This window comes from Rhizobium sp. P32RR-XVIII, from assembly GCF_012641395.1.
GTDB lineage: Bacteria > Pseudomonadota > Alphaproteobacteria > Rhizobiales > Rhizobiaceae > Rhizobium.
On sequence record NZ_JABAIH010000011.1, the window covers coordinates 105745 to 125530 of the forward strand.

The 19786-nt window shown below is 60.4% G+C and carries 12 protein-coding genes; 5 read left to right on the plus strand and 7 right to left on the minus strand.

The window, feature by feature from the left end; all coding sequences use genetic code 11:
* Positions 1–33 precede the first annotated feature (33 nt).
* Positions 34–6459: a translocation/assembly module TamB domain-containing protein gene (locus HGP14_RS25500; RefSeq protein ID WP_168832663.1), complete on the plus strand. Its 6426-nt coding sequence runs from the start codon at positions 34–36 to the stop codon at positions 6457–6459.
* Positions 6460–6480: 21 nt separating this feature from the next.
* Here HGP14_RS25500 and HGP14_RS25505 read toward each other — a convergent pair whose 3' ends face one another.
* Positions 6481–6909: an Lrp/AsnC family transcriptional regulator gene (locus HGP14_RS25505; RefSeq protein WP_168832664.1), complete on the minus strand. Its 429-nt coding sequence runs from the start codon at positions 6907–6909 to the stop codon at positions 6481–6483.
* A 144-nt stretch (positions 6910–7053) separates the two neighbouring features.
* On the opposite strand from HGP14_RS25505, the gene rocF reads away from it, so the two are divergent.
* From rocF to HGP14_RS25525, 4 genes are all read left to right on the plus strand, one after another.
* Positions 7054–7989, plus strand: coding sequence for an arginase (gene rocF, locus HGP14_RS25510; protein ID WP_168832665.1), 936 nt, complete (start codon positions 7054–7056; stop codon positions 7987–7989).
* 12 nt (positions 7990–8001) lie between these two features.
* Entirely contained in the window at positions 8002–9201 is a 1200-nt protein-coding gene (rocD, locus tag HGP14_RS25515) for an ornithine--oxo-acid transaminase (RefSeq protein ID WP_168832666.1), read from the plus strand.
* 205 nt (positions 9202–9406) lie between these two features.
* The gene (locus tag HGP14_RS25520) at positions 9407–9883 is read left to right on the plus strand and encodes a chemotaxis protein CheW (RefSeq protein WP_168832667.1); all 477 of its coding nucleotides are present in this window, start codon (positions 9407–9409) and stop codon (positions 9881–9883) included.
* A 248-nt stretch (positions 9884–10131) separates the two neighbouring features.
* Positions 10132–11889, plus strand: a complete 1758-nt coding sequence (locus tag HGP14_RS25525; RefSeq protein ID WP_168832668.1) for a methyl-accepting chemotaxis protein — start codon at positions 10132–10134, stop codon at positions 11887–11889.
* Positions 11890–11982: 93 nt separating this feature from the next.
* On the opposite strand, the gene HGP14_RS25530 is transcribed toward HGP14_RS25525, so the two are convergent.
* The 6 genes from HGP14_RS25530 to HGP14_RS25555 form a co-directional block, all read right to left on the minus strand.
* Positions 11983–13641: an OFA family MFS transporter gene (locus tag HGP14_RS25530; protein WP_168832669.1), complete on the minus strand. Its 1659-nt coding sequence runs from the start codon at positions 13639–13641 to the stop codon at positions 11983–11985.
* Between the two features lie 87 nt (positions 13642–13728).
* Positions 13729–13974, minus strand: coding sequence for a formate dehydrogenase subunit delta (locus HGP14_RS25535; protein ID WP_168832670.1), 246 nt, complete (start codon positions 13972–13974; stop codon positions 13729–13731).
* Positions 13964–14791, minus strand: a complete 828-nt coding sequence (gene fdhD / locus HGP14_RS25540; RefSeq protein ID WP_205927341.1) for a formate dehydrogenase accessory sulfurtransferase FdhD — start codon at positions 14789–14791, stop codon at positions 13964–13966. Before fdhD ends, HGP14_RS25535 begins: the two co-directional genes overlap by 11 nt.
* Entirely contained in the window at positions 14791–17700 is a 2910-nt protein-coding gene (fdhF, locus tag HGP14_RS25545) for a formate dehydrogenase subunit alpha (protein WP_168832672.1), read from the minus strand. Before fdhF ends, fdhD begins: the two co-directional genes overlap by 1 nt.
* Before the next feature lie 12 nt (positions 17701–17712).
* Positions 17713–19269, minus strand: a complete 1557-nt coding sequence (locus HGP14_RS25550; RefSeq protein WP_168832673.1) for a formate dehydrogenase beta subunit — start codon at positions 19267–19269, stop codon at positions 17713–17715.
* Positions 19266–19745: a formate dehydrogenase subunit gamma gene (locus HGP14_RS25555; RefSeq protein ID WP_168832674.1), complete on the minus strand. Its 480-nt coding sequence runs from the start codon at positions 19743–19745 to the stop codon at positions 19266–19268. The genes HGP14_RS25550 and HGP14_RS25555 overlap by 4 nt, the downstream gene beginning before the upstream one ends.
* Positions 19746–19786 lie beyond the last annotated feature (41 nt).

The window sequence follows — 19786 nt, forward strand, 5'->3', positions numbered from 1 at the left end:
GAACTGTGACAAAAACGGGGTAGTTTCGCCTCCATGCAAGCACTGACGAAGTTCGCGAATTGGACCATAAAGGCGATCGGTGTCTCTACCGGCGTCGTGCTGATTCTTGCTGCAGCCGCGATTGCGATCTTCGGCTTCACCTCCTTCGGCTCCCGGATCATCACGCAACAGGTTGCGGAGATCCTTTCGAACCGGGACATGACGATCAAGGTCCGCGAACCGGGAAGCCTTCTGAGCGGCGGACTGCGTGCCGCCGAGATAACAGTCTCCGATACGCGTGGAGTGTTCGCGCAGATCAACGGTCTCTCGATAGACTGGAACCCCTTGGCGCTCCTCCGCGGCACATTCGACGCGCAGGAGGTCTTGGTCGACTCGATCAATGTCATCCGAAAGCCGGTGCGGACCATTCCCTCATCGCGGACAGCAGCCGGCGATGGCGGATTCAATCTGCCGATCAAGATCGATGTCGACAAGATCGCCGTCGCGGGCATCAATCTCAGTGAGCAGTTCGCGGGCCACGCGTTTACGCTAACGGCCGACGGCAGCAATCTGAAGGCCGACCGGAATGGCGGGAGTGCCACGATCAATGTCGGCCGCCCAGATGTGCCGGATGCCAAACTTCTGGCCGACATGGCGTTCAGGCCGGATCGCAACCAGTTGCGGCTGAAGGCCCAGCTTACTGAGCCGAAAGGAGGGCTGCTCGCGGCTTTCCTGTCCCTGCCGGGCGATCCTGCTGTCAATCTCGCCGTCGACGGCGATGGGCCGATCTCGGATTGGAACGGTCGCCTTCAGGCATCACTCGACGGCCAACAGCGCGCTTCGATTGAAGGCCGTCACGCGTTGACGCCGGACGGCTTGCACCACGTCGATCTTAAGGGCGGCGGCGATCTCAGCACTCTTCTTCCGCCGGCCTTTCGACCACTGTTTTCCGGCCAGACGAACATCGACGTCTCCGCCACCTTCGACAACAAGGGCAAGCTCGATATTCAGACCGGCAACATAGCGACCGGCAGCGTCGTTATTGCAGCATCAGGCACCTTGGATCGTCGGGGCAACAACAGTCTCAACGCCAACGTCCTCGGCACGTCAGGCCCGGTCGATTTTCGTTGGCCGCTTGCCGACGGCGAAGCCCGCTTCATGATTACCGGCCTCAACCTGGCGCTGACCGGCGATGCGCAGACGGCACGACTGAACGCCAGTGCCTCCCTCGATGCGGCGACATTGCCAAAGGTGACGATCGGCAACGTGAAGCTGACCGCCAAGAGCGAAGCCTTCAATCTGACGCAACGCTCCGGCGCCGTTCAATTGCGGATGGTCGCCGGCGATTCGACGTTCACGAACCCTGACATCAATCGGGCGGTACAAGGCCCCGTGACACTTGTCGCGCCACTTCAGATCGCACCTGAGGGCATAGGCTTCAACGGCACGACTTTCGAGAGCGCCAATGCCAACGGTACCGTCAACGGCACCTACAAGCTTGACGATCAGACGCTGACGGGAAATACAAAGCTCGTCGTCCAGCCGGCGGCGCTGCCTCCCGCCATTGCTCAGCGTTTCGATACTCCGATCGCTATCGAAACGCAGGTCTCCGGGACGATTCCTTCGAAGATCAGTCTTTCAAATCTCGCCATCAAATCTGGAACGGTCGAAGCCGCCGGCACTGTGACGCTGGATGGCGACAACATCGCGGCCACCCTTTCCGGGCGGCTGCCCGACCTGAGGAAGTTAACAGAAAACGCCGAAGGCGAGGTAAGCTACGCGATCGATGCGAGCGGCCCGATAACGGCACCGGTCATAAAGGCGAGTGTCAGTGCCGCAACACTACACACTGCCGGCCGCACGATCAGCGATCTCAACGTTGAGATATTCGGCAATGCCGACCCTGCCGCGCCGCGAGCGACCGTGGACGGAAAGGGCGCCATCGACAACCAGCCGATCGCCATCAATGCCAACGTGCAGTCTGCAGCCGGCGCCATCAACATTCCGTCCCTGGTTGCGGATGTCGCCAGCAACCGCCTGCAAGGCAGCTTGCAATTTTCTCCAGGCTTCGAGCCGACGGGCACGCTTGAGTTCGATTTCCCCGATATAGGCCTGCTCGCGATGTTTGGCGGCCAGAAGGCACAAGGTGACCTCAAAGGCACGCTCAACATCACGAACGACGCCGGCAAGATCAGGCTCAAGGTCACGGCCGCAGGAAACCGGATCCAACGCGACACGCTTTCCGTCATACGGCCCCACATCGATGTCACTGTCACCGATCTGAGAGCATTGGCCGCCAACGGTGTCGTCAGCGCCGACGAGATTTCGTCGGGCACGAACAAGCTCGCGGCACCGACGCTGACCTTCGTGCAGCAGCAGAACCACACGAATTTCGATCTTAAGGCTGCATACGATAACAATCCGCTGCTTGCTGCGGGAAATGTTGAAGCAACCGCCGGCAACATGACGATCCGGCTCGACCGGTTCTCCGGCAAACCGCGCAATATTCCAGTTGAACTCTCCCACCCCGCCGAGATCGCGATTGCGAATGGCAGGGCCATGCTGAACGACCTTGCGATCAAGACCGGGAACGGTTCGGTCACGGTCAGCGGCTCAGCGGGCGAGACGCTCGACATCGCTGCCGACATCAAAGATCTCCCGGCAAGCCTCGCCAACACCTTCGTTCCGAATCTGGATGCGGCAGGCGCCATTTCCGGCACCGGATCTGTCAAAGGCACGCCGGCAGCGCCGATTGCCGATTTCAAGCTTGATTGGAAAAACGCCGAGGTCGCCCAGACAAAGCGCGCAGGACTGGCGCCATTCGATATAGCGGCGACTGGGAAATATGTCGACAACACCCTCGACTTCGACACAACGCTCGATGGCGCCGATGAATTGGCCTTGAAGGCTCGGGGGAATATCGTCGTCGCCGGAACAGGCGGTCGGGGCCTGAAAATCGATGCCGATGTCGTCAATCTTCCGGCAAAAATGGCAAACGGCTTCGTTCCGGACCTTGCTGCCGAAGGTGCGATCACCGGCAAAGTGACAGCTTCTGGAACGCTCGCCGCTCCAGCGGTCGATTTCGATCTTGATTGGAAGGACGCCGCCACAAGCCAGACGAGACGCGCCGGGCTTGCTCCCCTCAGTCTCAGCACGACCGGCAAGTTTGCCGATAACAGGCTTGGGTTCAACGCCAATCTGGCCGGCGCAGACCGGATGCGCCTGAGGGCAGACGGCAATGTCGTGATTGCCGGTACCGAGGTGCAAAGCCTGCAGGTTAATGCTGACCTTAATAATGTCCCGGCGGATGTTGCCAACAGCTTCGTGCCGGGGCTCGCTGCCGAAGGCACGATCTCCGGAACGGCCAAGGCGTCGGGGACGATTGCTGCGCCAGCCGTCGATTTCAACCTTGCTTGGAAGGACGCGGCCACAAGCCAGACCAAAAGCGCCGGATTGAAATCGCTCGGCTTGAATACCGCCGGCAGATTTGCCGACAACAAGCTCGACTTCAATGCGGACCTCACTGGCGCAGCCAATCTAAGCCTGAAGGCAGATGGCAATGTCACGGTCGCCGGTACGGCGGTCCAAAATCTGCAGGTAAACGCCAGCCTGGCCAATGTCCCCGCGAGCATTGCAAATAGCTTCGTGCCCGGGCTCGCTGCCGAAGGGACCCTCTCCGGAACTGCCAAGGCGGCAGGAACGCTCGCGGCACCAGGCCTCGATTTCGATCTCGACTGGAAGGACGCCGCGACAAGTCAGACCAAGAGCGCGAGATTGAAATCACTGGGCCTGAGCGCCACCGGCAAATTCGCCGATAACAAGCTCGACTTCAATGCAAATGCCAATGCCGCAGACGGGGTGACCGCAAAGGCGTCAGGTAACGTCGCCATTGCTGGAAAAACGGTCCAGAGTCTGAATATTAACGCCGACATCAGCAACGTTCCGGCAAGCATCGCAAACGGCTTCGTGCCGGGCCTGGCAGCCGACGGCATTGTGTCTGGAACGGTTACTGCCTCCGGGACACCCGCGTCGCCTGCCGTTGATTTCAAGCTTGATTGGAAGAACTTGGCGACAAGCCAGACGAAGGATGCCAAACTCTCGTCGCTGGACCTTACTGCAACCGGAAAATTTGCCGACAACAAGCTCGATTTCAATGCGAATGCCAGCGGCGCTGACGGTGCCTCGCTGAAGGCAACCGGTAATGCGACGATTGCAGGCAAGACTGTCGAAACCCTGAGGGTCGATACGGCCATCGCCAATCTTCCGGCCGGTATCGCCAACAATTTCGTACCAGGCCTTGCAGCAGAAGGCATCATTTCAGGAACGGTCACGGCCTCGGGGAGCTTGGCCTCGCCGACAGCCGATTTCAAAATTGACTGGAAGAATGCGGCGACCAGCCAGACGAAGAGCGCCAGACTCTCGCCGCTTGACCTGACTGCAAGCGGAAAGTTTGCCGACAACAGGCTCGATTTCGACGCGAATGCCAGCGGCGCTGACGGCGCTTCGCTGAAGGCAACCGGCAATGTCGCGATAGCAGGCAAGACAGTCGAAAGCCTGAGAGTCGATGCAGCGATTGCCGATCTCCCGGCGGGCCTCGCCAACAATTTCGTGCCCGGCCTTGCAGCGGAAGGCATCGTTTCAGGAACGGTCACCGCGTCGGGAAGCCTCGCCTCGCCGACAGCCGAGTTCAAAATTGATTGGAAGAATGCAGCGACCAGCCAGACCAGAAGGGCTGGCCTGTCGCAACTCGCGCTGAATGCAGCCGGCAAGCTTGCAAACAACCGGCTCGACTTCAAAGCCGATCTGAATGGCGCCGGCAACGTGTCACTGAAAGCCGGTGGCAATGCCATGATTGAAGGAACGACGGTCAAGAACCTGGATGTTAAGGCCGATCTCTCCAATCTTCCGGCGAGCGTCGCAAACGGCTTCGTGCCTGGCCTTGCTGCAGAAGGGAGGGTTTCCGGGACCGCTTCGGTATCAGGGCCGCTGTCTGCACCAAAAGTTGATTTCAAGCTCGACTGGAGGGACGCGGCGACGAGCCACACCAGAGGGGCCGGGCTTCCGCCATTCGCAATAGCTGCAAGCGGCCACCTCACCAACAACACTCTGGCGATCGATAGCAACCTTAGGGGTGGCAGCGGCCTCTCCATGCAGGGGGGAGGCAGCGTTGCGATCACCGGCAATCGCGCCCTCAATCTGCAAGTTCGCGGCAACGTCCCATTTGCGATGTTTGGCGCACAGCTGGCGCAGCAGGGTTTTGTCGCCGACGGCACGGCCAACATAGACCTCCGTATCGCCGGCACGGCAGCCGCACCCTTGATCAACGGGACCATCGCAACGAGCGGCGCGAGGCTGGTCGATGTCCGCAGAAATCTCGCGCTCAACAACGTCACCGCTAACATCAGCATGAATGGCGAGCAGGCCACGATCTCCCGTCTGAGCGGCAATCTTGCGAGCGGCGGCAGCATTGCCGCAAGCGGCACGATCGGCATACGGCCGGGCAGTGGCTATCCGGCCAATATCGAGGTCAGGCTCGACAGGGCAGTCTATGTCGATGGAACGCTCCTCGTCGCGACAGTCGATGGCAATCTCGGTCTGCGCGGACCCTTGCTCTCCAGCCCAACCCTGAGCGGCAGATTGAACGTGGAAAAGGCATCGATCACCGTTCCGGACAAGCTGCCGACATCCTTGCGCGAGATCGATGTCAGACACATCAACGCGCCGCCCGCCGTGCGCGCCCAGATGCGTGATGAAAGCCAACAAGGAGCCAGGGCGAAGTCGACGATCAGCCTCGATCTGCGGATTGATGCGCCGGCACGGATCTTCGTCCGTGGCCGCGGCATCGATTCGGAACTCGGCGGCAGCGTCACGATCAGGGGAACCGCCGCAACGCCCATCGTTTCCGGCGGCTTCACAATGCGCCGCGGACGGCTGACCATCCTTAACCGGCGACTGACCTTTACCGACAGGAGCCGCATTACCTTTGCCGGCGATTTGACGCCGGCGCTCGACATGGAGGCGACATCGGTGTCCGGAAACACGACGCTCACCGTTGATGTCACTGGACTTGCGACCGATCCCTCGATCACCTTCTCGTCGTCGCCGACCTTGCCTCAGGACGAGGTGCTGGCACAGTTGATCTTCGGCCAATCCATGTCAAAGCTGTCGCCGGTTCAGATCGCGCAGCTCGCCGATGCCGTAAGCCAGTTGGCGGGGGGCCGTTCTACCTCGCTTTTCGAGGGGCTTCGCAATCAGCTTGGCGTCGATGACCTCAACATCAGCACGGATGAAAGGGGCCAGACGAGTGTCAGTGTCGGCCGCTACCTGAATGAACGCACCTACTTCGAGTTGCAGCAGGGCGGAAGAGCTGGAGCCAAGGCGATCATCAATCTCGATGTCGGCCGCGGCGTAAAGCTGCGTGGCGCTGCAGGCGGGGATGGCGCCGGCGAAGCTGGCGTCTTTTACGAGCACGAATACTAGGGTCAGGATCTACTGCTGACCCTAGAACCCGGTCTTGCTGGTCTTCAGCAGGATATTGGTTTCGGTCGAATTGATTCCATTGATGAGCCGGATGCGGCGGAGCGTCTCGTCGAAAGAGACAAGATCCCGGTCCTCGAGCTCAGCGACAAAGTCCCATTTGCCATTGGTGCTATGCAGCGCCCGCACCTGGGGGAGCCCGCGCAACTGATCAGCCACCCGGTCGGCCAACTTGCCGAGGACCTCGATCATGACGATGGCGCGAACGCCCGCGGCGCGCGTCTCGTGACCGGTTCGGATCGTGAAGGCGGCAATGGTACCGTTGGCAACCAGCCTCTCCATGCGGGCGGCTACCGTTGCGCGCGACGCACCGGTCATCGCGGCAAGGGACGATATGGGCGCTCGGGCATTGTGCCGAAGCGCGCTGAGGAGTTCTTGGTCAAGGTCATCCATTGCGATCACTTTGTCGAAAAGCACTTAGCAAAGTGTATAATAGAGCTTATCTTCTGACACTTTTCCATCTTTTTGCTGTCACGCCGATATCCGAATATGGGTTCGAATCCGACGTCGAAATCCAGAGTCCCAGGGAGCCTCAGAATGGAAGTTCAATCTCGCTCAGTCACGCTCATCGGCGTTCCGGTGGAAGAAGGCTCAGGGCGGCGCGGCGCGGCAATGGGCCCGGCAGCCCTTCGCATCGCCGGTGTGGATCAGACGCTGATCGACCTTGGTCACGATGTGCGCGACGAGGGTGACATTCGCGTTGTTCCGGCACGGGATCTTCCGAACCATCCCAAGGCGCACAACCTGCGCCTCATCGGTGCTTATACGCGAGCGCTTGAAGCCAGCACCTATGACGCCGCGGCGGCTGGCCGTTTTCCGCTGATTTTGGGGGGCGACCACAGCCTGTCGATGGGCAGCGTCTCCGGCATGGCACGTTACGCCGCCGAAAAAGGCCGTCCGCTGTTCGTGCTGTGGCTGGATGCCCATTCCGACTTCAATTCGCCGGAGATATCGCCTTCGGGCAACATGCACGGCATGCCCGTCGCTTTCTTCAGCGGCCATGCGGAATTGGCGGAAATCCTGCCCAAGGACCGGCCTTTGGTCGATCCGCGCAACGTGTTTCAGGTCGGCATTCGCTCCATCGATCCACGTGAGCGGGAAGAAGTTCAGAAGCGCGGTGTCAATGTTTTCGATATGCGCTCCATCGACGAACAGGGCATCGCAGCCATCATGCGCCACATCCTCAGCACGATCAAAGAGGTGAACGGCCTGCTGCATGTCAGCTTGGATGTCGATTTCCTTGATCCGGACATCGCACCGGGCGTCGGCACCACCGTTCCGGGCGGCACGACGTTCCGCGAGGCCCACCTCGTCATGGAAATGCTCTCCGACAGCGGGCTCGTTTCGTCCCTTGATCTCGTCGAGCTCAATCCTTTCCTGGACGATCGCGGCAAGAGTGCCCGCATTCTGGTGGAGCTGACGGCAAGCCTCTTTGGCCGCCGCATCTTCGATCGTCCGACACGCGCCGCATAAGGGGAAACGGCAATGACCACATCCACAAACCTGATCGCTACCGAACAGCGGCTTGGCGCCCATAACTACAAGCCGCTTGATGTCGTCCTGACGCGCGGCCAAGGCGTCTACGTCTGGGATACCGACGGCAACCGCTACCTCGATTGCCTTTCCGCCTATTCGGCGGTCAACCAGGGGCACTGCCATCCGAAGATCCTTGCGGCGATGGTCGAGCAGGCCGGAAAGCTCACGCTGACGTCGCGCGCATTCCGCAACGACCAGCTCGCGCATCTCTACGAGGAGCTGGCGGCGCTTACCGGCTCGCACAAGATCCTGCCGATGAATTCCGGGGCCGAAGCCGTGGAGACGGCGATCAAGGCGGTTCGCAAATGGGGCTACGAGGTGAAGGGCGTCCCGGAAGGCAAGGCGGAGATCATCGTCTGCTCCGATAATTTCCATGGCCGGACGCTCAGCATTATCAGCTTCTCCACCGATCCGGATGCCCGCACCGGCTTTGGACCCTACACACCCGGTTTTCGCATCATTCCCTTCGGCGATAGCGAAGCCTTTGCGGCCGCGATCAACGAGAATACTGTTGCGGCACTCATCGAGCCGATCCAGGGGGAAGCCGGCGTCGTCATCCCACCCGCCGGCTATTTCAAACATGTCCGGGAATTGTGCACGGCGAACAATGTGACGCTGATCCTGGACGAAATCCAGACGGGCCTCGGCCGCACAGGCAAACTCCTGGCGGAGGAGCATGAAGGTATCGAAGCCGATGTGACGTTGATCGGGAAGGCGCTGTCCGGCGGCTTCTATCCGGTATCGGCGGTTCTTTCGAATTCGGAGGTTCTCGGTGTCCTGAAGCCCGGCCAGCACGGCTCGACGTTCGGCGGCAATCCCCTCGCCTGCGCCGTCGCGCGCGCGGCGCTTAAGGTGCTCACCGAAGAGGGGATGATCGAAAACGCCGAGAAAATGGGTGCATACTTCCTGGATGGGCTGAAGTCGATCCGCTCCAACATCGTCAAGGACGTGCGCGGCCGCGGCCTGATGATGGCGGTCGAATTGGAGCCAGAGGCAGGCGGAGCGCGTCAGTATTGTTACGGCCTGAAGGAACGCGGCCTGCTCGCAAAGGATACGCACGAAAACACAATCCGCCTGGCGCCGCCGCTCGTCATCACCAAGGAGCAGGTGGAGTGGGCCGTTTCCCAGATCGAAAAGACGATCACCTGAGGCCGCATACGAGCTTGCAAGGGGATCCCGAAACCCCTTGCAATTCGCAGCCACGATTTAGATTTGCGCAACACTCTTCCGATAAAGTTGCATGCAACCGTAACGAAGTCTCGGAATAACGGGGCGTCGCGTGGTGTGAGGGCAAGGGTGTTCGCGCCAATGGTGGCGCAGCCGCATCTGCCAGCTTAGGTTGGGACGATTTCTAATGACCACGATCAACTCGAATAATTTCAGCGGCGACACGCTCGAGATCATCGCATTCCGGCTGCACGATCAGGAATTCTGCGTCAAGACGACGACCATCCGCGAAATCCGCGGCTGGGCGCCCTCTACCCCGATCCCGCATGCGCCGGCTGACGTCATCGGTGTCATGAACCTGCGTGGCTCAGTGATCCCGATCATCGATCTCGCCTACAAGCTCGGCATGAAAAGCACCGTCGCCAACGAGCGCAGCGCTATCGTTGTTGCCGAAGTGCACAGCATGGTCATCGGCATGCTTGTCGACCGCGTGTCCGACATTCTGACGATTTCCTCCAGCCAGGTTCAGCCTGTGCCGGAAGTGACGGCCTCGTTCGATCGCGCTTACTGCGAAGGCGTCATCGCCTCCGAGAATGGTATGATTTGCTTCCTGAACCTCGCCAAGATGTTCAAGGAAAGCGAAGCAGACGAGCTCGCGGCCTAGTAGCTGGCCTGCAGCTGTAGCGAAGCCGCCTTCCAAGGCGGCTTTTTTGTTGACAAACTCAGTCATTATAAGAATGCATCACAAATTCTACTAGAACGAATAGTAGATTTGCTAACCTTCAGAACCTCATCATCAGTTGTGAAGTATCCCTTCGAATGGTCTACCTCAAGAAGTAGATCAGAAGTGTATTCGCGGGCGTTGCTTCGAGAGGCTAACGCCAAATTTGCGCCGACAGCGGAGGGGTGGGGATGTTCGGGCTATCTTCTGATTCAAAGCATGTTCTTGATGCGATTTCGAAGTCACAGGCCATCATAGAGTTCAACCTGAAAGGTAACGTTCTCACGGCGAACGAGAACTTCTGCAAGGCTTTGGGCTATAGTTTAAGTGAAATTGTCGGCAAGCATCACAGCACGTTCTGTGATCCCGCCTATACCGCCACGGCGGAGTATCGCGAATTCTGGGGTCGTCTCGGTCACGGTGAGTACGACGCGGGCGCCTACAAGCGGCTGGCTAAAGGAGGCCGGGAAATCTGGATCCAGGCTTCCTACAATCCAGTCTTCAAGAACGGCAAGCCCTACAAGATTGTGAAATTCGCGACCGACATCACCGCTGCCAAGAAGAAGGCCGTGGAGGACGCCGGCAAGCTGGATGCGATCTCTCGCTCGCAGGCGGTTATTGAATTCCTGCCGAGCGGAGAGATTCTGACTGCCAACGAAAACTTCTGCAATGCGCTTGGATACACACTACCGGAAATCACCGGCAAGCATCACAGTATGTTCTGCGATCCCGCCTATACCCGCACCGAAGGCTATTCAGGCTTCTGGCGCCGCCTTGCTCAGGGCGAATTCATTGCCAACGAATTCGTCCGCTATGGGAAGGGCGGCAGGGAAATATGGATCCAGGCGGCCTACAATCCGATTAGAGACGCCAACGGCAAAGTCTATAAGGTCGTGAAATTCGCGACCGACGTGACAGAGCGCATGAGCGCAATCAGCCGACTAGGGGAAGCGCTGCGCCGCCTTTCCGAAGGCGATCTGACACAGACGGTTGAGACAGCCTTTGTCCCCTCCATGGAGCAGCTTCGAAAAGACTTCAATGCCGCCATTTCCAAGCTTCGGGAAACGCTGACAACCATCGGCGAAAACACCGCGGCAATTGCAGCAGGGGCTCGTGAAATCGGCGCTTCGGCTGACTCTTTCTCCAAGCGGACGGAAAAGCAGGCGGCGTCGATCGAGGAAACCGCTGCAGCACTGGAACAGATCACGACAACAGTGAACGATTCCAGCCATCGCGCCGGCGAGGCAGGTAGGCTTGTCGAAAAGACAAAACAGGGCGCGGAACAATCCGGTATTGTTGTTCGCAAGGCTGTTTCCGCCATGGGCCAGATTGAGCAATCGTCGCGGGAGATCACCAATATCATCTCGGTCATCGACGACATCGCCTTCCAGACAAACCTGCTCGCTCTCAATGCCGGGGTCGAAGCGGCGCGGGCCGGCGAGGCAGGCAAGGGCTTTGCGGTGGTGGCGCAGGAAGTGCGTGAGCTGGCGCAGCGTTCCGCAAGCGCCGCCAAGGAAATCAAAGCGCTCATCAACACATCGAGCGACCTGGTCAAGAACGGCGTCGAACTCGTCGGCCATACCGGCACCGCCCTGGAGCAAATCGTACTTCAAGTCGCCGATATCAACTCGAATGTTGCAGCAATCGTAGAAGCGTCGAAAGAGCAGGCGACCGGATTGAAGGAGATCAATCAGGCGGTCAATTCCCTGGACCAAGCGACCCAGCAGAATGCTGCAATGGTTGAGGAAAGCACGGCCGCAAGCCACAAGCTTGCGTCGGAGGCCGAAAACCTCAGAGCGCTCCTCAGCCAGTTCCGCATGGAAGCCAAGGCTCTCGACCGCACCGCTGCCAAACCGGCAGGCGCGCCCCCGCGGCGTCTGGCTTCACGCGTGGCCAGAGCAAGCGGCGCTGCCGCCCTCGCCCGTGTCGAAGACTGGGAAGAATTCTGATGCTTCTCCCAAAGCCGGCCTGCGCCTCGTAGCCGGTTTCCATAAAAAAGCACGCGCCGAGGCGCGTGCCGTGGTTTTCTACGCTGATCAAAATCAGCCGAACAGCGCGAAGGTCGCCTTCAGCGTGACCCATATGCCCCAAAGCAAGGGGATACCGACGACCGCCCAGGCAAGCAGAGCCTTCGTATCGAAGCCGCCTGTGCCGATACCAAACGAGCCGGTTGGGCCAAGGCTTGCGGCGGCGGATTTCGCCTGAAGCCCGGCGACTTCCTCATCGGGCATGAACCACTTGCTCTCAAGCGGCCTGACGAAGAAATTGGCAATCAGGCCAAGCGCCAGCATGCCGGCCAGGATATACATCGTCCCGGTGTAGAGAGCAGGGCCAGGCGCCACACCGGCTGCGATCTGCGCTTCGCGAATGTAGTTCACGACGACAGGCCCCACGATGCCGGCGGTCGCCCACGCTGTCAGAAGACGGCCGTGGATCGCGCCGACGAACTGCGTGCCGAAGACGTCGGCAAGATAGGCCGGAATTGTCGAGAAACCGCCGCCATACATCGACAGAATGATACCGAAGGCGAGCACGAAGAGCGCCTTGTTGCCGATATCGGCCAGCGTCGGCGCCACCGCATAGAGAACGATGCCGAGAATGAAGAACGTGTAATAGGTGTTCTTGCGGCCGATCTTGTCGGAAAGCGACGCCCAGAAGAAGCGGCCGCCGATGTTGAAGAGCGACAGGAGACCCGCGAAGCCGGCGGCGATCGTGGCAATCTGCGCTCTCTGGCCCGCATCGAGCTGCGAGAAGGAAAGATCCGGCAGGTCAATCAGCGAACCTGCGAAGATTTCCTGCAGCATCGGCGAAGCCATGCCGATAACGCCGATACCGGCGGAGACGTTGAGGCAGAGTACGGCCCAGATAAGCCAGAACTGCTTCGTCTTGTGCGCGTCGCGCAGGTGGACGTGCTTTGTGGTGATCATCGTGCTCTTGGCAGCCGGAGGCGTCCAGCCTTCCGGACGCCAGCCGGCCGGCGGGATTCGGTAACCGAAAGCACCGCCTATCATGAAGGCGAAATAGATGATCGCCATGACGACGAAAGTCTGCCAGACGCCAATCGAGGTGTCGGTCTTGAAGTAATTCATCAGCAGGTTTGCGAGCGGAGCGCCGATCATCGCCCCGCCGCCGAAGCCCATGATGGCCATGCCGGTCGCCATGCCGCGGCGGTCCGGAAACCACTTGATGAGCGTCGACACCGGCGAAATATAGCCGAGGCCCAGGCCGACACCGCCGATCACACCGGCGCCGAGCCACATCAACCACAGCTGATGGGTGATCACGCCGACCGAGGCAACCAGAATGCCGCCACACCAGCAGCAAGCGGATACGAAACCGGCCTTGCGCGGCCCGGCGCGCTCGAGCCAGCCGCCCCAGAGCGCGGCCGAGCAGCCGAGCAGAACGAAGAAGAGGGTATAGATCCAGCCGAGATCGGCGACGCGCCAATCGCAGGTCGTCGTGAACAGCGCGGAAGCAAGCGTCAGATCGGGGCAGCTGGTCGGTGCCGTGATCCCGAGCGATCGCGAAAGCGGCAGCCAGAAAACGCTGAAGCCGTAAGCCATGCCGATGCAGAGATGGATTGCGAGAGCTGCCGGCGGCACCAGCCAGCGATTGAACCCGGGCTTCGCGACGATCCGCTCCCGGTCAAGCAGGCCGACGCCCGCTAACTCTCCTGTCGTAGTTGTGTCCGCTGAAGTCATGAATATCCTCCCGATTATGACTTTGCTGCAATAATCCATGCTTGAGCAGGCGAAATGCCTGGTTCCCCTCTTGCATGAAACCGATATTTATTTCCGGATTGGTTCCGCCGGCTCAGGCTTGCGGATCAGAGGTGCAGCCTGGATTACGAGCGTATCCAAGCCATTGTTATCGTTATCTAGAATTTCGAATAATTGCCGCCGCATGCGCGGCTCCCAGAATTTGTTGATATGGGTGGCAACACCTTGAACCGCCTCGCTTTCAGGCTGGCTCTTGAAAAACGTCGCTATCTGGTTGGCCATATAAACGAGCTTGGAATGGGTATCATGCGACATCGGCAATGCTTTCGGGCAATATGCGCTGCGGGTGGGTGAAAATCTCAAAATCGTCGCCCCGCACCAGCGCAACCAGCGTCATTCCGGCCTGCTCCGCCGTGCGGATGGCAAGGGCCGTGGGCGCGGAAATCGCGATAAGGACGGAGCTCCCGAGAATGGCCGCTTTCTGCACCATCTCGACCGAAAGCCGGCTCGTAACGGCGACGGCTCCGCTTGAGCCGCTTGTTTGTGCGCGAATGACGGCTCCGCAGAGCTTGTCGAGTGCGTTGTGCCTCCCGACATCCTCGCGGACGGCCAGCAGGCCGTTACCGGGAATGTAAAAACCGGCTCCATGTACTGCGCGTGTCTCCCGGTGCAGCGGTTGCGCATCATTGAGAAGCGAGACAGCGCGCACGATATCACCATGCGTGAGCTTGAGCCCCGCGGCTGAAACATCCGGCACTTGGCGGACAGCTTGCTCGATAGACTCGATACCGCATAGCCCGCATCCGACCGGTCCCGCCATGCTGCGGCGGCGCGCCCGCAAAGCATCCGCAACATCGTCGGCCAGCGTCACCTGGACATCGATGCCCTGCTCGTTATTAACGATCTCGATCGCAGCAATCTGGCCAGCGTCTTTGATTATGCCTTCCGTCAGACTGAAGCCGACGGCGAAATCTACCAGATCGTCGGGCGTCGCCATCATCACGGCATGCGATGTGCCGCCATAGGAGAACGCGACCGGCATTTCTTCCGGCACAATACGCTGGCCCGGCGCGACGACACCGCCCTTGCGGGCGATGCGGTTGACGGAAATGCGCGTCGGCCGCCTTTCCATCATTCGGCAGCTTCCAGCTTGCCGGCGATGCGGCGGCTCTGGCGCGCCTGCTCGTCATATTCGATCTGCCATTCCGTGGGGCCGTTCGACGGCGACACCTGGACTGCCGTCACCTTGTATTCCGGACAGTTCGTCGCCCAGTCGGAAAAGTCGGTCGTGATGACGTTCGCTTGCGTGTTCGGATGATGGAAGGTGGTATAGATGACGCCCGGCGCGACCCGGTCGGTGATCAGCGCCCGAAGCGTCGTATCGCCGGAGCGACTCGCGAGCTTCACCCAGTCGCCATCGCGAATGCCGCGCATTTCGGCATCATGCGGATGGATCTCCAGCCGATCCTCGGCGTGCCAGACGACGTTGTCGGTACGCCGCGTCTGTGCGCCGACATTGTACTGGCTGAGGATGCGGCCGGTCGTCAGCAATAGCGGGAAACGCGGCCCAGTGCGCTCGTCGGTTGCTACGTATTCCGTGCGGATGAACTTGCCCTTGCCGCGAACAAAACCGTTCACGTGCATGATCGGCGAGCCCTGCGGGAACTTTTCGTTGCAGGGCCACTGCACGGAACCAACCTTCTCCAGATAGTCGTAGGAAACCAGCGCGAAGCTCGGCGTCGTCGCCGCAATCTCGTCCATGATCTCGGACGGATGGGTATAATTCCAGGCAAGGCCCATGGCTTGCGCCATTTTCTGGGTCACTTCCCAATCGCCATAGCCGTTGCGCGGCGTCATGACCTTGCGCACGCGGTTGATGCGGCGCTCGGCATTGGTGAAGGTGCCGTCCTTTTCCAGGAATGTCGATCCCGGCAGGAAGACGTGGGCATAGTTTGCCGTCTCGTTCAGGAAGAGATCCTGGACGATGACGCACTCCATGGCAGCGAGGCCGGCTGCCACGTGCTTGGTATCCGGGTCGGATTGGAGAATGTCCTCGCCCTGGACGTACAAGCCCTTGAACGTACCATCGACCGCCGCATCCAGCATGTTCGGAATGCGAAGGCCGGGTTCGCTGTTGAGTTTGACACCCCACATCTTCTCAAAGATATCGCGTGTCGCATCGTCAGAGATATGGCGATAGCCAGGCAGCTCATGCGGGAAGGAACCCATGTCGCAGGAGCCCTGCACATTGTTCTGGCCGCGCAGCGGATTAACGCCGACGCCCGGACGACCGATATTGCCGGTCGCCATTGCGAGGTTGGCGATCGCCATGACGGTCGTGGAGCCCTGGCTATGTTCGGTGACGCCAAGACCGTAGTAGATCGCGCCATTGCCGCCACGCGCATAAAGGCGGGCAGCACCACGCAGCTCCTCGGCCGGAACGCCGGTGAACTTCTCCGTCTCTTCAGGGCTGTGATAAGGCTCGGCAACGAAAGCCGCCCAGTCCTCGAATTCGGACCAGTCGCAGCGCTCGCGGATAAACTTTTCGTCGTAGAGGCCTTCGGTGACGATCACATGCGCCAATGCAGTCAACACCGCAACATTGGTGCCCGGCTGCAACGGCAGGTGATAGGCAGCCTCAACGTGGGGCGTGCGTACGAGATCGATGCGCCGCGGGTCGATAACGATCAGCTTCGCGCCCTGCCGCAGCCGTTTCTTCAGACGCGATGCAAAAACCGGGTGGCCATCCGTCGGGTTGGCACCGATGACGATCACCACGTCCGAATGCTCGACGCTGTCGAAGTCCTGCGTACCCGCCGACGTGCCGAAAGCCTGACCTAGTCCGTAACCCGTCGGCGAATGGCAGACGCGCGCGCAGGTATCGACATTGTTATTACCGAAACCGGCGCGGACCAGCTTCTGAACGAGGAACGTCTCCTCATTCGTGCAGCGCGACGACGTGATGCCGCCGATCGAATCGCGGCCGTACTGATACTGGATACGGCGGAATTCCGATGCCACGTGCGCGAAAGCCTCTTCCCAACTTACCTCCCGCCAAGGGTCGGTAATCTTTTCGCGGATCATCGGATTGAGGATGCGGTCCTTATGCGTGGAGTAGCCATAGGCGAAGCGGCCCTTGACGCAGGAATGCCCGCGATTGGCCTGCCCGTCCTTCCATGGCACCATGCGCACCAGCTCTTCGCCCTTCATCTCAGCCTTGAAGGAGCAGCCGACGCCGCAGTAAGCGCAGGTGGTCACCACCGAACGCTCAGGCATGCCCATTTCAAGCACAGTCTTCTCGCGCAGCGCATCGGTGGGACAGGCCTGCACACAGGCGCCGCAAGAGACGCATTCGCTTTCGAGGAAGGGCTGGTGCATGCCAGCGGTCATGCGGCTCTCGAAACCGCGGCCTTCGATGGTCAGCGCGAAGGTGCCCTGCACCTCTTCGCAGGCGCGCACGCAACGCGAGCAGACGATGCACTGCGAGGGATCGTAGGTGAAATAGGGGTTCGATTCGTCGCGCACCATGTAATCGATGGTAAGCGAGCCATTGCCCGGCGCCACATGATTGCGGCCATCGGTGCCGTAGCGGTTCTCAGTCAGGCCGACCGACGCCATGACCTTGTCGAATTCGCTCGCGCCAGTTCCGGCACCCGCGCCAGCCGATCCGCCCCACGCGCTCGGATGGTCGGAAACGTAAAGCTCCATCACGCCGCGCCGGATCGCGTTCAGCCGGTCCGACTGCGTGTGCACCACCATGCCGTCGCCGACTGGCGTCGTGCAGGATGCCGGCGTGCCGCCGCGGCCTTCGATCTCGACCAGACAGACGCGGCACGAACCGAAGGCGTCGATCATGTCAGTGGCGCAGAGCTTCGGGATCTCGACGCCGGCCTCCATCGAGGCGCGCATGACAGACGTGCCCTCGGGCACGGTGATTGACCTGCCATCGACGGTCAGCGTCACCATCTTCTCGGAACTAGAAGCCGGCGTACCGTAGTCGGTTTCTTCGATGAGCGTTTTGAACTCGGGCAAGGCGTTCATGGTCGTCCGCTCCTATTCCGCGGCTTCTGCTATTGGCGACGGGCGAAAATCGTCCGGAAAATGATTGATCGCGCTCATCACCGGATAAGGGGTGAAGCCTCCGAGCGCGCAAAGCGATCCGAACTTCATCGTGTTGCAGAGGTCGGTGACGAGCTCGAGCTGCTTTTGCGGCTCGATATTCTTGGCGATCTTGTCGAGCGTTTCGACGCCGCGCGTCGAACCGATACGGCAGGGCGTGCACTTGCCGCAACTCTCAATGGCGCAGAACTCCATGGCGAAGCGCGCCTGCTTCAGCATGTCGGCTGTGTCGTCGAACACGACGATGCCGGCATGCCCGATGAGGCCATCCTTGGCGGCAAAGGATTCATAGTCAAAGGGCGTGTCGAAGAGCGCACGCGGGAAATAGGCGCCAAGCGGACCGCCGACCTGGACCGCTTTCACCGGCCGGCCGGTGGCCGTGCCACCACCGATCCTGTCGACGATGTCGCCGAGCGACAGGCCGAAAGCCGCCTCGTAGAGGCCTCGATGCTTGACGTTCCCGGCGATCTGGATCGGGATCGTGCCGCGCGAGCGCCCCATGCCGAAATCGCGGTAGAAAGCCGCCCCCTTGTCGAGGATGATCGGCACGGAGGCGAGCGAGATCACGTTATTGATGACGGTGGGACAGTCGAAGAGACCCTTGTGGGCCGGCAGCGGCGGCTTGGCGCGCACGACGCCGCGCTTGCCTTCCAGGCTGTTCAGCAACGACGTTTCCTCGCCGCAGACATAGGCGCCCGCGCCTGTCCGGACTTCGATATCGAAAGCGCGGCCGGAACCGAGCACGGACGGTCCCAGAATGGCCGCCCGGCGGGCGATCTCGACGGCCTCCCTCATTGTCGCAATCGCATGCGGATATTCCGAACGCGTATAGACGAAACCCTTTGTGGCGCCCGTCGCCAGCCCGGAAATCGCCATGCCTTCGATCAGCACGAAGGGATCGCCTTCGATGATCATGCGGTCTGCGAATGTGCCGCTGTCGCCTTCGTCGGCATTGCAGACGATGTATTTCCGGTCACCCGCAGCGTCCAGAACCGTCTTCCACTTGATGCCGGTCGGAAAGCCGGCGCCGCCACGTCCGCGAAGGCCCGAATCGGTGACCTCCTTGACCACGTCTGCGGGGGCCATCGCCACTGCCCGGCGGAGTCCGGCAAGGCCGCCATGCGCTTCATAGTCTTCCAGTGAAAGCGGATCGGTAATGCCGCAGCGCGCGAAGGTCAGGCGGGTCTGTTCCTTGAGGAATGGGAGGCTTTCGACCTCCCCCAGACAGAGCTCGTGGCTACCGCCGTTCACGAGGCCGGCATCGAACAGTAACGGCACATCCTTGGCCTTGACCGGGCCATAGCCGATGCGCTTGCCGGAAACCTCGACCTCGACCAGAGGCTCCAGCCAGAACATGCCACGCGAGCCGTTGCGGACGATCTTCGCGTCGATGCCGCGCACCGAGATTTCCTTTGCAATCGCTCTTGCCACCTTTTCAGCCCCGAGAGAAAGCGCCGCCGCATCCCGCGGGATGTAAATCCTGACGGTCATGCCCGCACCTCCGCGACGATCTCAGCAATCACATCGTCGTCGATTCGGCCATGCGGTTCGCCGTCCAGCATCGCCGCTGGCGAACAGGCACAGAGCCCGAGACAATAAACGGGTTCCAGCGTGACGCTGCCATCGAGGGCCGTCTGATGGAAATCGATCCCCAGCAGAGATTTGATACGCTCAGCCACGGCATCGCCACCCATCGACTGGCAGGCCTCGGCACGACAGAGCTTCAGCACATGACGCCCGGCGGGATGGTTGCGGAAATCGTGATAGAAGGTCATTACGCCGTGCACTTCGGCGCGGGAAAGATTCAGTTCCTGCGCGATAACAGGAAGCGCTTCCTGCGGCACATAACCGAATTCATCCTGGATTTCATGCAAGATGGGAAGAAGCGGGCCTTCCAGAGAGCGAAGGTTCGAGACGATCGCGCGCGTGCGCTCGGCAATATCGCCAGTGGCGACGTGGGCATTCATTATGGCAGGCCTCCCAGGGCTTCCCTTTATCAACCGCCATA

Coding starts and splice junctions, on each gene's coding strand:
- HGP14_RS25500 (WP_168832663.1), top strand. CDS start 34: ATGCAAGCACTGACGAAGTTCGCGAATTGGACCATAAAGGCGATCGGT.
- HGP14_RS25505 (WP_168832664.1), bottom strand. CDS start 6,909: ATGGATGACCTTGACCAAGAACTCCTCAGCGCGCTTCGGCACAATGCC.
- rocF (WP_168832665.1), top strand. CDS start 7,054: ATGGAAGTTCAATCTCGCTCAGTCACGCTCATCGGCGTTCCGGTGGAA.
- rocD (WP_168832666.1), top strand. CDS start 8,002: ATGACCACATCCACAAACCTGATCGCTACCGAACAGCGGCTTGGCGCC.
- HGP14_RS25520 (WP_168832667.1), top strand. CDS start 9,407: ATGACCACGATCAACTCGAATAATTTCAGCGGCGACACGCTCGAGATC.
- HGP14_RS25525 (WP_168832668.1), top strand. CDS start 10,132: ATGTTCGGGCTATCTTCTGATTCAAAGCATGTTCTTGATGCGATTTCG.
- HGP14_RS25530 (WP_168832669.1), bottom strand. CDS start 13,641: ATGACTTCAGCGGACACAACTACGACAGGAGAGTTAGCGGGCGTCGGC.
- HGP14_RS25535 (WP_168832670.1), bottom strand. CDS start 13,974: ATGTCGCATGATACCCATTCCAAGCTCGTTTATATGGCCAACCAGATA.
- fdhD (WP_205927341.1), bottom strand. CDS start 14,791: ATGGAAAGGCGGCCGACGCGCATTTCCGTCAACCGCATCGCCCGCAAG.
- fdhF (WP_168832672.1), bottom strand. CDS start 17,700: ATGAACGCCTTGCCCGAGTTCAAAACGCTCATCGAAGAAACCGACTAC.
- HGP14_RS25550 (WP_168832673.1), bottom strand. CDS start 19,269: ATGACCGTCAGGATTTACATCCCGCGGGATGCGGCGGCGCTTTCTCTC.
- HGP14_RS25555 (WP_168832674.1), bottom strand. CDS start 19,745: ATGAATGCCCACGTCGCCACTGGCGATATTGCCGAGCGCACGCGCGCG.